13 protein-coding genes are annotated in these 11,871 nt (G+C 62.6%); 5 read left to right on the plus strand and 8 right to left on the minus strand.

Features of this window, described 5'->3' with window-relative positions; translation table 11 throughout:
• Positions 1 to 249 precede the first annotated feature (249 nt).
• Entirely contained in the window at positions 250 to 2,175 is a 1,926-nt protein-coding gene (locus GGD57_RS06855) for a putative bifunctional diguanylate cyclase/phosphodiesterase (RefSeq protein ID WP_246713574.1), read from the plus strand.
• Positions 2,159 to 2,350 (plus strand): hypothetical protein, encoded by a 192-nt coding sequence (locus tag GGD57_RS06860; protein ID WP_184468162.1) that lies wholly within the window; start codon positions 2,159 to 2,161, stop codon positions 2,348 to 2,350. The genes GGD57_RS06855 and GGD57_RS06860 overlap by 17 nt, the downstream gene beginning before the upstream one ends.
• Positions 2,351 to 2,361: 11 nt before the next feature.
• Here GGD57_RS06860 and GGD57_RS06865 read toward each other — a convergent pair whose 3' ends face one another.
• From GGD57_RS06865 to GGD57_RS06875, 3 genes are read right to left on the minus strand one after another with little or no spacing between them, the layout of a single operon-like run.
• Positions 2,362 to 3,165: an anti-sigma factor family protein gene (locus tag GGD57_RS06865; protein ID WP_184468164.1), complete on the minus strand. Its 804-nt coding sequence runs from the start codon at positions 3,163 to 3,165 to the stop codon at positions 2,362 to 2,364.
• Positions 3,162 to 3,767 carry an RNA polymerase sigma factor gene (locus tag GGD57_RS06870; protein WP_184468166.1) on the minus strand — a complete coding sequence of 202 codons (606 nt, stop codon included), beginning with the start codon at positions 3,765 to 3,767 and terminating at the stop codon, positions 3,162 to 3,164. Before GGD57_RS06870 ends, GGD57_RS06865 begins: the two co-directional genes overlap by 4 nt.
• A gap of 48 nt (positions 3,768 to 3,815) precedes the next feature.
• Positions 3,816 to 4,352, minus strand: coding sequence for a tetratricopeptide repeat protein (locus GGD57_RS06875; RefSeq protein ID WP_184468168.1), 537 nt, complete (start codon positions 4,350 to 4,352; stop codon positions 3,816 to 3,818).
• A 170-nt stretch (positions 4,353 to 4,522) separates the two neighbouring features.
• On the opposite strand from GGD57_RS06875, the gene GGD57_RS06880 reads away from it, so the two are divergent.
• From GGD57_RS06880 to GGD57_RS06890, 3 genes are all read left to right on the plus strand, one after another.
• Entirely contained in the window at positions 4,523 to 5,578 is a 1,056-nt protein-coding gene (locus GGD57_RS06880) for a 3-oxoacyl-[acyl-carrier-protein] synthase III C-terminal domain-containing protein (protein WP_184468170.1), read from the plus strand.
• The gene (locus GGD57_RS06885; protein WP_184468172.1) at positions 5,575 to 6,075 is read left to right on the plus strand and encodes an isoprenylcysteine carboxyl methyltransferase family protein; all 501 of its coding nucleotides are present in this window, start codon (positions 5,575 to 5,577) and stop codon (positions 6,073 to 6,075) included. Before GGD57_RS06880 ends, GGD57_RS06885 begins: the two co-directional genes overlap by 4 nt.
• Before the next feature lie 74 nt (positions 6,076 to 6,149).
• On the plus strand, positions 6,150 to 7,397 hold the full coding sequence (locus GGD57_RS06890; RefSeq protein WP_184468174.1) for an NAD(P)/FAD-dependent oxidoreductase: 1,248 nt from the start codon (positions 6,150 to 6,152) through the stop codon (positions 7,395 to 7,397).
• Here GGD57_RS06890 and GGD57_RS06895 read toward each other — a convergent pair.
• Genes GGD57_RS06895 through GGD57_RS06915 form a run of 5 tightly spaced genes read right to left on the minus strand, consistent with a single transcriptional unit; the run spans position 7,387 to position 11,838 of the window.
• Complete coding sequence (locus GGD57_RS06895) at positions 7,387 to 7,926, minus strand: gluconokinase (RefSeq protein WP_184468175.1); 540 nt, start codon at positions 7,924 to 7,926, stop codon at positions 7,387 to 7,389. The two genes, GGD57_RS06890 and GGD57_RS06895, sit on opposite strands and share 11 nt — an antisense overlap.
• Positions 7,927 to 7,967: 41 nt before the next feature.
• Positions 7,968 to 8,921: a peptide ABC transporter ATP-binding protein gene (locus GGD57_RS06900; RefSeq protein WP_184468177.1), complete on the minus strand. Its 954-nt coding sequence runs from the start codon at positions 8,919 to 8,921 to the stop codon at positions 7,968 to 7,970.
• On the minus strand, positions 8,918 to 9,934 hold the full coding sequence (locus GGD57_RS06905) for an ABC transporter ATP-binding protein (protein ID WP_184468179.1): 1,017 nt from the start codon (positions 9,932 to 9,934) through the stop codon (positions 8,918 to 8,920). The genes GGD57_RS06900 and GGD57_RS06905 overlap by 4 nt, the downstream gene beginning before the upstream one ends.
• Entirely contained in the window at positions 9,934 to 10,824 is an 891-nt protein-coding gene (locus GGD57_RS06910) for an ABC transporter permease subunit (protein ID WP_184468181.1), read from the minus strand. The genes GGD57_RS06905 and GGD57_RS06910 overlap by 1 nt, the downstream gene beginning before the upstream one ends.
• Positions 10,825 to 10,833: 9 nt before the next feature.
• On the minus strand, positions 10,834 to 11,838 hold the full coding sequence (locus tag GGD57_RS06915) for an ABC transporter permease subunit (RefSeq protein WP_184468183.1): 1,005 nt from the start codon (positions 11,836 to 11,838) through the stop codon (positions 10,834 to 10,836).
• Between the last annotated feature and the right edge of the window lie 33 nt (positions 11,839 to 11,871).

Below are 11,871 nucleotides of genomic sequence, written 5' to 3' on the forward strand. Positions count from 1 at the left end.
AAGAGGCCCACATGCGATCGAATGAGTCGATTGCATCTTTCAAACAATGATCCCGAAGCCGATAGAACCGTCGTGGCTGGCCGGAAGACAATCCGGCTCTGCGACTTGTTTATTCACCGAAGCCGTTCCGTTCAGCTTCATGAGAATTATGCAAGTGACCATGGTCTACAAGAAAGTCGGGCAGAGCGCGGATCCATGACCAGAGACCCGATCCCGCTGACGAGCAGGCTCGCGAAGGTTCGCGCGTTCATGTCCATCCCTTTGGACAAGCCGGAATTGCTCAAGGCTCAGTACAAGGCCTTCTCCTATCAGCTGCCGCTTATGTATGTCATTCTCCTGACCAATACGTGGGTGTTGGCCGCGACCCATATGTCGGTCGCGCCGGCCTGGATGGCTGTCTACATCCCGGTCGTTCTGACATTGGTCTGCGCCTTTCGTATCCTGTCCTGGTCGCGTTCCCTGCGGATCGCGCCGACCCATGAGGTCGCCGCGCGGGCGCTGGCGCGCACCAATCGGCTCGCCAGCATCATCGCCGTCGCCTTCACAGGCTGGTCCCTGATGCTGTTTCCCTACGGCGACGCCTCTGAGAAGAGCCATGTGGCCTTCTATATGGCGATTACCGTTATCGGCGTGATTTTCTGCTTGATGCATCTGCGTCCGGCAGCCTTTACCGTGGCTGCCATCGTCAACGGCGCGTTCTTCATCTTTTTCGCGCTGTCGGGCAATGCCGTCTTCATTGCCATCGCTATCAATACCGGGCTTGTTTCCGGCACCATGCTGGTCATCCTTCTCATTCAATACCGAGATTTCACCCAGCTGATCGCGGCGAAGATAGAGACCGAGGCGCTGAGCAACGAAAACTTTCGGCTCGCCAATCTCGACAGCCTCACCGAGCTTCCCAATCGCCGTGCATTCTTTTCCCATCTCGGGGGAGCCTTCAGCGAGGCCGAGAGCGATGGGCAAAGCCTTGCGGTCGGCATCATCGATCTTGATGGCTTCAAGCCGGTCAACGACCTCTATGGTCACGGCATCGGCGACAAATTGCTCTACGAAGTCGGGCAGCGTCTGGCCGGGCTATGCCCGGCGAATATGCATCTTGCCAGACTCGGCGGCGATGAATTTTCGCTGATCATGCCCGGGCCAGCGAACGAGGCCGAACTGCTGGCCCTCGGCGAAAGCCTGTGCACAGCGCTGCGCGTGCCCTTCGTCTTTGCGGAAGCCGCCGTGCAGATTTCCTGCTCCATCGGCTTTGCGGTCTACCCGGAAAAGGCCAAAAGCGCGGCAGATCTTTTCGAGCGTGCCGACTATGCGCTCTATCACGGCAAGCGGACCAAACGTGGCAGGGCCGTCCTGTTTTCCTCCGATCACGATGCGGAAATCCGTCGCGATGCCAGGATCGAACAAGTCCTGCAGATGGCCGATTTGCAGGAAGAGTTGAGTGTCGTGTTTCAGCCGATCGTCGATGTCCGACTGGATGAGACCATCGGATTTGAGGCGCTGGCGCGCTGGGCGAGCCCCGTCCTCGGAAACGTCTCGCCGGCCCAGTTCATTCCCGTCGCCGAACGGGCGGGCTTCATCAACCGCATCACGCGGCCGCTTCTCGAAAAAGCCCTCGCCGTCGCGGCCAATTGGCCGGCGGGCATCCGGCTTTCCTTCAATTTGTCGGCGCAGGACCTGACCTCACCGGAAGGTTTGCTGCATCTCATCAGCATTATCCACGCAAGCCGTTTCGATCCCAAACGTCTCGATCTCGAGATCACCGAGACGGCCTTCGCTGCCGATTTCGGTCAAATTCAAAGCGCGATCACCACCTTGAAGGCACTCGGCTGCAGCATATCGCTTGACGATTTCGGCATCGGCTATTCGAGCCTTTCGCGGCTTCACGCGCTGCCGTTGACCAAGATCAAGATCGACCGCAGTTTCGTGACCGATCTGCACCAGAAACCGGCCAGCTACAAGATCGTCAAGTCGCTGCTGGCACTCGGCCGCGACATGGGCCTCGACTGCGTCATCGAGGGCGTCGAAACGCGAGAAGAACTGACCGTGCTCGGAGAACTCGGCGGTTTCCTGATCCAGGGATACTTCTATTCGCGGCCGATGCACGAAGGCGACATCCCTGCGTTTTTGAGTTTGCGGCCCAACGTGTCACGCCGAAATCATGCTCAGCTTCATTGACCCTGCCGGTTTACTGTTCGCCGGCGCGCTGGTCGGCGTCGTCATCATCGGAGCATTGATCGTCGTTCGTCCAGTCGCCGCCGATGCCCTGCTCTATCAGGCCAAAGTCACGCGGAATTGTGTCGTCATGTCGGCCATTGAGAGCAAGTCTGCAACAGCGGATGCGCCGGCCTGAATGGGCATGACTTAGGCTGCTACCCTCTCCCGCACTCCATCGGCAATCGCCGTCATCCTGTCCACGGGCGCGTGGCCGATCAGCATGAAGGCGTGCGTGCCGTTCGACCAGTAGACGACGTTCATGCCCTTGCGGCTTTCGACATCCGGCGCCTTGGGGCCGGCATCGGAGCGGACGATGCAAAGCGCCATCGGCCCGGTTTCGGGGTCGAGATAGGCGATCTGGGCGAGCGGCTTGCCGTCATATTGCAGGAGCAGGGCGCGTTTGAAATCGATGCCCGGCAGTGCGACGGCTTCGGGAGAAAGTGACAGGCCGAGTTTTTCGTCGAAGGTGCCGAGCTGAGCGGCCTGGACGTCTCCGGCGGGCACAGGGCCGGCCAGGGTTTCCGGTGTATAGAGGGAGATATAATCGGCGACCACGGCGCGCCATTCGCTGTTTTCGTCCTTTGCCGAAAAGCGCGTTCCCATGCCGATGACGGCGCGGTCGATCGCGATACCGACGACCAGCGAGGCGGCCAGTGCACCGAGGAAGCGGCGGCGGCCGGCGAAGGCCGGCGCAGCAGCGGATCTTGCGCTCTCATGCGCGGGGATGGCCGCAAGCATCCTCTCGAGTTTCTCGCGCGGGGCCTGCGACAAAAGGGGGGCGAAGGCCTGTTCGAAAGGCAGGCTGGCGCGGGCCAGGAATTCCAGCCGCTCGGCGACGGCCCGGTCTTCATTCACCATGGTTTCGATGCGTGCGGTCTCCTCGGCCGTCAGTTCGCCGTCGATGAAGGCGGTGAGCTCCTCGTCGGAGGGAATGGTGTCTCTCGTATTCATTGCCGTCCCCCTTCCCGCTCGTCGCCGGAGAGCTTGGCGCGGGCGGCCGCCAGCCGGCTCATCACGGTTCCGATCGGAATATCCAGTATGCCCGCAACCTCGCGATAGGAAAGTCCTTCGACATAGGCGAGGAAGACCGCCGTTCTCTGCGCCTCGGGCAGCGCATTCACCCGTTTCAGCACCTGAGCGGCCATCACATGGGTTTCGGTATCGTGGGCACCGTCGAAGGTCAGCGCCTCGCCGGCATCGACGAAACCCTGGCCCTGGCGCACCCGGCGCGAGCGAATCTCGTTAAGCCAGATCGAATGCAGGATCGAAAACAGCCAGCGATCGAGCCGGGTGCCGGGGATGAATTGGTCGGCGCGCTCCAGCGCGCGCAGGCAGGTCGCCTGCACCAGATCGTCGGCGACATCGCGCTGATGCGAGAGAACCAGACCATAACGCCAGAGCCTGGCCAGATTTTCCATCAGGCCGCTCCTGATATCCGCTGCGCTCGCGATGGCCGCCTCCGACGATCCTGCATCCTTCGGAACCGCCGGATAAACCGGCGATCCCGCTCTAGCGTGACTATAGGCAGGAAACAGGGTGCGCGCGACCGACATTCGGAAATCCCTTTCGTGGTTCCGTTTTCCTGCCCTTGGGCCACCCGATCAGATCTTCGACGGATCGATGATCGCGGCGTTCAGATCCTGATATTCCTCGCAGCCCGTACCGCAGATCGCCTTGATCGACTGCAACTGGTCCTTGGCGAGATCGAGCTGGCCCTTGATGACATAGGCTTCGCCGAGATATTCGCGGACCTTGGCGTATTGCGGATCCATCTTCACCGACTTGAGATAATAGGAGATGCCTTCGTCGGTGCGGCCGAGTTTGCGGGTGGCATAACCGCGATAATTCAGCACCTCGGCCGTATTCTGGTCCTTGACCGTGTCGAGCATGGCAAGTGCTTCTTCATAGCGGCCGACCTTGGCCAGCGAATAGGCATAGTCGGTGCGGTTTTCGTCGGAGACGTTGGCGCTCTGCTGCTTGACGCATTTCTTGGTCTTCTGGTCGTAGATCTCGCCCTTCTTGCAGGTCGGCATCGTGCTGCTGTCATTGCCGGCAGCAAAAATCGGGCCGGCGAAAACGGAAGCGGCAAGGCAGCCGCCGAGAAGGATTGAAGCAATGCGGACTGTCATGATCGTCATGGGAAAACTCCTCGAGAGTGACGTTGCGAGGAGAGAACACCGTTGCACCTCGCTTTATTCGAAAGCCTCTCCATTTTCTTCATCACTGCTTCGTGAAGTGCTCGAGGCCGAATAGATTGCAGGAACCGGGTGTTTTCCGTCGTTCCGCCGGGAACGATAAGGAGAATTTTGTGACCGATACCGTGAAACTCATCAGCCTCGCCGTCGCCACACCCGAACATGTCATTTTCCAGAGCGAGGCGGTCGAAGCCTCGGCCCGATTGTTTGCCGACCGTTTCGAGGATTTCCGCCACCTTGCCCGCGTCTTCGACAGCGCCGGCATTGAAAAGCGCCATGCGGCGCGGCCGCTTGCCTGGTTCGACGAGCCGCATGGCTGGCAGGACCGGATGCACGCCTATGCGGAGGTGGCGGGCGCACTCTTCGTCGAGGCGGTCAGCTCGGCCCTTCGCCAGGCGGGGCTCGATGCCGGCGATGTCGACTGTGTCGTGACGGTCTCGTCGACCGGTTTTACGACGCCGAGCCTCGATGCGCAGATGGCCCGCCGGATGGGATTCAGGGCCGATATCGAGCGCGTGCCGGTCTTTGGGCTCGGCTGTGCGGCCGGCGTGTCGGGTTTTGCGATCGCCTCGCGGCTGGCGCGCAGCCGGCCGGGCGCCGTCGTGCTTTTCGTCTCGATCGAGCTCTGCACGCTGGCCTTCCGGCTGGACGAACTGACCCGGCCGAACATTATCGCGACGGCGCTTTTCGGCGATGGCGCCGCTGCCTGCGTGCTGCGATCCGGTGACGGCGGGCTGGCGGAGGTGGAATCAACCGGCGAGCATCTCTTTCCCGACACGCTCGATATCATGGGCTGGAAGATCGACGACGGCGGCTTCGGCATCGTGCTGGCGCAATCGCTGCCGCCCTTTGCCGAGCGAGAGCTCGGCCCGGCGGTGACGGCCATTCTGGCGCGCAACGGACTGACATCAGGTGATATCGACCGCTTCATCTGCCATCCCGGCGGAACGAAAGTGCTGGCTGCGATGGAGAGTGCGCTTTCGCTGCCGCCGGGCACACTCGATCATGAGCGGGCCGTGCTTGCCGAATATGGCAACATGTCGTCACCCACCATCCTGTTCGTCCTGGAGCGGGCGATCCGCGCCGGATTGCCGGAGCGGGCAGCGATGATCGCCATGGGGCCGGGCTTTTCGGCGAGCTGCGTGACGCTCCGGAAGGTGGCACGATGATCCCGTCGATCGCGCTCCTGACCTTCGTGACGCTGCAGCGGCTGGGCGAACTCGTGCTCGCCCGCCGCAACACCGCCGCCCTTCTCGCCAGAGGTGCCAGAGAGGTGGCGCCGGAGCACTATCCCGCCATGGTGGCGCTGCATGCCGGCTGGCTCGTCGGACTATGGCTGCTGGCCGCGGGCAGACCGGTCGAGCTTTTCTGGTTTGCCGTATTCACAGGGCTGCAGGCGCTCAGGCTCTGGGTACTGGCGACGCTGAAGGAGCGCTGGACGACGCGCATCATCATCCTGCCCGGCGCGCCGCTCGTCAGATCCGGGCCCTATCGCTTCCTCCGGCACCCGAATTACGCGATCGTCGTCGGCGAGATCGCCGCCCTTCCGCTGGCTTTCGGCCTGCCCTTCTACGCGATCGGTTTTTCGCTTCTCAACGCCTGCGTCCTCTATATCCGCATGAAAGCCGAAAATGCCGCACTGGAAAGCGTAATGATTGTGAAATGAATGCGATTTTTCGTTTGCGCTGTCGTATCGGCAGGGGCATTTTCACCCCGGCAAAACAGCGGAATGCAGGGGAAATGACGAAGAACGCAATCGTGCTCGGCGCCGGCATCGTCGGGGTTTCCATCGCCATCCACCTTCAGCGGCGCGGCCGGCAGGTGACGCTGATCGACCGCAAGGATCCGGGCAACGAAACCTCCTTCGGCAATGCCGGCCTGATCCAGCGCGAGGGCGTGGCGCCCTACGGCTTTCCCCAGCAGCTCGGCCTTCTCCTGCGCTATGCTTTGAATAACCGCATCGACGCGCATTATCACCTCAGCACGCTGCCGCACCAGGTCGCTTTTCTCGCTCGCTACTGGTGGAATTCGAATGCGCGGCGCCACGCGATCATCACGCGGGCCTACGCGCCGCTGATCGAAAACTCGATTGGCGAACACAAGGACCTGATCGAGGCCGCGCAGGCGCAGGCGCTGATCCGCAGGGACGGCTGGATGAAGATCTTCCGGACGGAGGCCAGGCGCGACGAGGCGCTTGCCGAGGCAGCCCTCTGGCAGAACGAATTCGGGGTGAGCTATGACAGCCTGACATCGGCCGACATCGCCCGTATGGAACCGCATCTGACCGGCGATTTTTCCGGCGGCATCCGCTGGCGCGATCCCTGGTCGGTGCTCGATCCGCATGGGTTGACATCGGCCTATCACCGTTATTTCGAAAGCCTCGGCGGCCGCTTCGTCACCGGCGACGCCGCCTCCTTCGGTCCGTTCGGCTCCGGCTGGAAGATCATGACTGCAGAAGGCCCGCTCGAAGCCGACGATGCGGTGATCGCGCTCGGCCCCTGGGCTGGCGTTGCCACACGCCGGCTTGGATATTCCTTCCCGCTCGGCGTCAAGCGCGGCTATCACATGCATTATGCCGCCGAGGGCGACGCCGTGCTCAACAACTGGATGCTCGATGCCGAACGCGGTTATTTGCTGGCGCCGATGAACCGCGGCATCCGCCTGACGACAGGGGCGGAGTTCGCCACGCTCGACGCGCCGAAGACGCCGGTCCAGCTCGACGGGGCCGAAGCCGTGGCGCGGACGATCTTCCCGCTTGGCAAAAGGCTCGATCCCGAACCCTGGATGGGCGCGCGCCCCTGCACACCCGATATGATGCCTGTTATCGGCAAGGCGCCGCGCCATCAGGGCCTGTGGTTCGCCTTCGGCCATGCCCATCACGGGCTGACGCTCGGGCCGGTGACCGGCCGCGTGCTGGCGGAATGCATCACCGGCGAGACGCCATTTATCGATATAACGGCCTATTCGCCGCAGCGTTTCAAGCCGTAACGCCGAGGGTGACGAGGCCCTTGAGGGCCGTTGCCGCAATGCCGTCGATCGTGTCGTCGATATCGACGGTGACGACGCCCGGCTCGCCTGTCGGCGCCTCCAGCGTCGCAAGCTGGCTTTCGAGCAGCGAGACCGGCATGAAATGCCCCTTGCGCTCGCCCATGCGCTTTGTCAGCAGCGCCTTGGAGCCTTCGAGATAGACGAAGAACAGCTTGCCGCCGACAGCCGCCCGCAGCCTGTCGCGATAGATGCGCTTCAGCGCCGAGCAGGAGACGATGATGCCCTCGCCCTTCTGCAGCGAGGCCTGCATCCGTTCGCCGATAAGGTCGAGCCAGGGCATCCGATCCTCATCGTTCAGCGCAATGCCCTTCGACATCTTCTCGACATTGGCTGCCGGGTGAAGCCCATCGCCTTCGACGAAGCGGAGATGCAGGGCTTCGCCAAGCTTTTCGCCGACCGAGGACTTGCCGCAGCCGCTGACCCCCATGACGATGATCGCATGGGGCCCGTTCATCCGCTCGTCCGGCATGCTTCCTCCCGGCATCCAACCTGTGGTCTCCGCATTCCCGCTCAATCGAGCGGGAAGTGACAGGCATATTGTTGTGCGCTCTCTCCCCTCAATTCGGGGGAAACCTGACGGCAATGGTCCTGCGCCTTCCAGCAGCGCGGATTGAAGTGGCAGCCGGACGGCGGCTTCAGCGGCGACGGCAGCTCGCCCTGCAGGCGGATGCGGTTTTTCTCGCGCTCGGGATCGGCGATCGGCGTCGCCGACAGCAGGGCGGCCGTATAGGGGTGACGCGGCCTTGCGAAGACCTCGGCGGCGGGACCGGTTTCGATCGGGCGGCCGAGATACATCACCATCACCTCGTCGGCGATGTGATGGACGACGGAGAGGCCGTGCGAGATGAAGAGATAGGCAAGCCCCATCTCCTTCTGGAGGTCCATCAAAAGGTTCAGCACCTGCGCCTGGATCGACAGGTCAAGGGCCGAAACCGGTTCGTCGAGCACCAGCACCTTCGGCCGCAGCATCAGCGCGCGGGCAATGGCGATGCGCTGGCGCTGACCGCCGGAGAACATGTGGGGATAGCGACCGTGATGTTCCGGACGCAGGCCGACGCGGGCCATCATCTCCTCCACCTTGCGGCGGCGGGCGCCGGCATCGAGATCGGTGTTGATCTTCAGCGGCTCCTCGAGGATGGCGCCGACCTTCTGGCGCGGATTGAGAGAGCCGTAAGGGTTCTGGAAGACGATCTGGACCTGGCTGCGCAGGCTGCGGTCGCCGACGCGGGCAGGCTTGCCGTCGATCAGCAATTCGCCGGCCGTCGGGTCCTCGATCATCGTCACCAGGCGGGCGAGCGTCGACTTGCCGCAGCCGGATTCGCCGACGACGGCGAGCGTCTTGCCGGAATGGAGGCTGAAGCTGACGCCGTTCAGCGCCTTGACGGTGGCTTCGGCTTTGAAGAGACCGCGGTTGACCGTGTAGAAGCGGGCGAGATCCCTGCCCTCGAGAACAGCGCCTGTCATACCAGGTCTCCTGCGGTTTCAGTGACCATCACGCCGGGATGCCCGAGCGGCTTGCCGTCCTTCAAAGGATAGTTGCACAATGCCAGTCCGAGCTCCGGTCCCTGGCGAACGACGCCGCGATCGCATTCGACCGTGGCGTAGCCGCAGCGCGGCGCGAAAAGACAGCCCGTCGGGCGCCCGTGCTGGCCGGGAACGACGCCGGCGATCGAGGGCAGACGATGGCCGACCTGAGCGCGTTCCGGCAGGGCGGCGAGCAGGGCTGCCGTATAGGGGTGATGCGGATCGCGGAACAGCGCTCTCACCGGCTGCTCCTCGACCTTCTGGCCGGCATATTGCACCTGCACGCGCTCGGCGGTTTCGGCGACGACACCCATGTCATGGGTAATCAGCACCAGCGCCATGCCCTGCTCCTTCTGCAGCCGCACGAGCAGATCGAGGATCTGCGCCTGGATCGTCACGTCGAGCGCGGTGGTCGGCTCGTCGGCGATCAGGAGCTTCGGATTGCAGGCGAGCGCCATGGCGATCATGACGCGCTGGCTCATGCCGCCGGACATCTGATGCGGGAAGTTCGACAGGCGGTCTTCCGGTGCGGGAATGCCGACGAGGTTCAGAAGTTCGATCGAACGTTCGCGGCGTTCCTTCCGGTTCAGGCCCATATGGACACGCAGCGTCTCGCCGAGTTGGAAGCCGACCGTGAAGCACGGGTTGAGGCTCGACATCGGCTCCTGGAAGATCATCGCCATGTCCTTGCCGACGATCCGGCGGCGCTGGCGGGCGGAAATGCCGCGCAGATCCTGGCCGTCGAACTGCAGGCGGTCGGCGGTGATCTTCGCCGTCCAGGGCAGAAGCCCCATCAGCGCAAGCATGGCGACGGATTTGCCCGAGCCGGATTCGCCGACGACCGAGAGGATTTCACCCTTGTCGCAGGCAAGCGAGACGCCGTCGACGGCGCGGAAAAGACCGGAAGACGTCTGGAACTCGACGGTCAGATTTTCGATTTCGAGAAGTGGCATCACGACCTCTTCAGCTTGGGGTCGAGCGCATCGCGCAGACCGTCACCCATCAGGTTGATGGCGAGAACGGTGATGAGGATGGCAAGACCCGGGAAAGTTACCACCCACCAGGCGCGCGAAATGAACTCTCGGGATTCGGCGAGCATCGTGCCCCATTCGGGTGTCGGCGGCTGGGCGCCCATGCCGAGGAAGCCAAGGGCGGCGGCATCGAGGATCGCCGCCGAGAAGGCGAGCGTCGCCTGAACGATCAACGGCCCAAGACAGTTCGGCAGGATCGTCTTGAACATCAGGCGGAACGTGCCGGCCCCGGCGACACGCGAGGCAATCACATATTCCTTCTCGCGCTCCGATATAACAGAGGCGCGCGTCAACCGCACGAAATGCGGCTGGTTGACCAGCGAAATAGCGATCATCGCATTGGTAAGGCCAGGCCCGAGCACGGCCACCAGCACGAGGGCGAGCAGCAGCGACGGGAAGGCCAGGATGATATCCATCAGCCGCATGATCGCGGTATCGACGCTGCCGCGGAAATATCCGGCCACGAGGCCGATCAGCACCCCTGACATGACCGAAAGCGTGACGACGACGACGCCGATGAAGAGCGAAAACCGCGCGCCATAGATCAGGCGCGAGAGGATATCGCGTCCGACCGCATCGGTTCCGAGCGGGAAGGAGGCGCTGCCGCCCTCCATCCAGGCCGGCACGGCCAAGAGCACCTGACGGTTCTGCTCGTTCGGCGCATGCGGCGCAAAGAGCGGCGCGAAGACGGCGACCACCAGGATAACGATGAAGATCACGAGGCCGATGACGGCGCCCTTGTTGCGGGAGAAATAATGCCAGAATTCCGCAACGGCGGATGGCTGGCCGGTTTTGACGGTGACGGTGCTCATGAACCGCTCCTAGTGACGAATGCGCGGATTGATGAAGCCGTAGAGAACATCAACAATCAGATTGACCATCATGATGACGCCGGCGATCAGGAGAAGACCGCCCTGGACCACGGCGTAATCGCGCTTGAAGACTGAATCGACCATCCATTTGCCGATGCCCGGCCAGGAAAAGATCGTCTCGGTGAGGATGGCGCCGGCCAGAAGAACGCCGATCTGCAGGCCGATCGTGGTGATGACCGGGATCATCGCGTTGCGCAGCGCGTGCACGCCGACGACACGCAGCGGCTTCAGGCCTTTCGAGCGCGCCGTGCGGACATAATCCTCGCCCAGAACTTCGAGCATGGCCGAGCGGGTCTGTCGGGCGATGACGGCAAGCGGAATGGTCGCCAGCACGATGGTCGGCAGAATGAGATAGCTGACCGCCGAGGAGAACGCCCCCTTCTGGCCGGACAACAGGCTGTCGATCAGCATGAAGCCGGTGACCGGCTTGAAGAAATACATCAGCGAGATGCGGCCGGAAACCGGGGTCCAGCCGAGATAGCCGGAGAAGAAGATGATGAGCAGCAGGCCCCACCAGAAAATCGGCATGGAATAACCGATGAGCGCCACGCCCATCACGCTCTGGTCGAACCACGTGCCTCGCTTGACGGCCGCAAAGACGCCGGCGGGCACGCCAAGACAGACGGCGAGGATGATGGCACAGAACGAAAGTTCGAGTGTTGCCGGAAACAGCGTCAGGAATTCGCCGAGAACAGGCCGCTTGGTGACGATCGAGGTGCCGAGATCGCCATGCAGCACTTTTCCGAGATAATCGAAATACTGCACATACATGGGCCGGTCGAAGCCGAGATCGTGCATGATCTGGGCGTGCCGTTCCGGCGCCATGACACGTTCACCCGACAGAAGCATGACGGGATCGCCGGGAAGCATGCGGATGAACGAGAAGGCAATGAGGGAAACGCCGAGGAATGTCGGGATCAGCACCGCAAGGCGGCCGATGAAAAAACGCAACATGGCAGATGTCCAATAGTTTCCGGCGGTCAGGGG

The sequence above is a fragment of the Rhizobium esperanzae genome (assembly GCF_014197615.1).
Taxonomy (GTDB): domain Bacteria; phylum Pseudomonadota; class Alphaproteobacteria; order Rhizobiales; family Rhizobiaceae; genus Rhizobium; species Rhizobium esperanzae_A.

What these genes read in the sequence shown, in the direction of transcription:
- GGD57_RS06855 (WP_246713574.1), top strand. Translation starts at nt 250, where the DNA reads ATGTCCATCCCTTTGGACAAGCCGGAATTGCTCAAGGCTCAGTACAAG.
- GGD57_RS06860 (WP_184468162.1), top strand. Translation starts at nt 2,159, where the DNA reads ATGCTCAGCTTCATTGACCCTGCCGGTTTACTGTTCGCCGGCGCGCTG.
- GGD57_RS06865 (WP_184468164.1), bottom strand. Translation starts at nt 3,165, where the DNA reads ATGAATACGAGAGACACCATTCCCTCCGACGAGGAGCTCACCGCCTTC.
- GGD57_RS06870 (WP_184468166.1), bottom strand. Translation starts at nt 3,767, where the DNA reads ATGTCGGTCGCGCGCACCCTGTTTCCTGCCTATAGTCACGCTAGAGCG.
- GGD57_RS06875 (WP_184468168.1), bottom strand. Translation starts at nt 4,352, where the DNA reads ATGACGATCATGACAGTCCGCATTGCTTCAATCCTTCTCGGCGGCTGC.
- GGD57_RS06885 (WP_184468172.1), top strand. Translation starts at nt 5,575, where the DNA reads ATGATCCCGTCGATCGCGCTCCTGACCTTCGTGACGCTGCAGCGGCTG.
- GGD57_RS06890 (WP_184468174.1), top strand. Translation starts at nt 6,150, where the DNA reads ATGACGAAGAACGCAATCGTGCTCGGCGCCGGCATCGTCGGGGTTTCC.
- GGD57_RS06895 (WP_184468175.1), bottom strand. Translation starts at nt 7,926, where the DNA reads ATGCCGGACGAGCGGATGAACGGGCCCCATGCGATCATCGTCATGGGG.
- GGD57_RS06900 (WP_184468177.1), bottom strand. Translation starts at nt 8,921, where the DNA reads ATGACAGGCGCTGTTCTCGAGGGCAGGGATCTCGCCCGCTTCTACACG.
- GGD57_RS06905 (WP_184468179.1), bottom strand. Translation starts at nt 9,934, where the DNA reads ATGCCACTTCTCGAAATCGAAAATCTGACCGTCGAGTTCCAGACGTCT.
- GGD57_RS06910 (WP_184468181.1), bottom strand. Translation starts at nt 10,824, where the DNA reads ATGAGCACCGTCACCGTCAAAACCGGCCAGCCATCCGCCGTTGCGGAA.
- GGD57_RS06915 (WP_184468183.1), bottom strand. Translation starts at nt 11,838, where the DNA reads ATGTTGCGTTTTTTCATCGGCCGCCTTGCGGTGCTGATCCCGACATTC.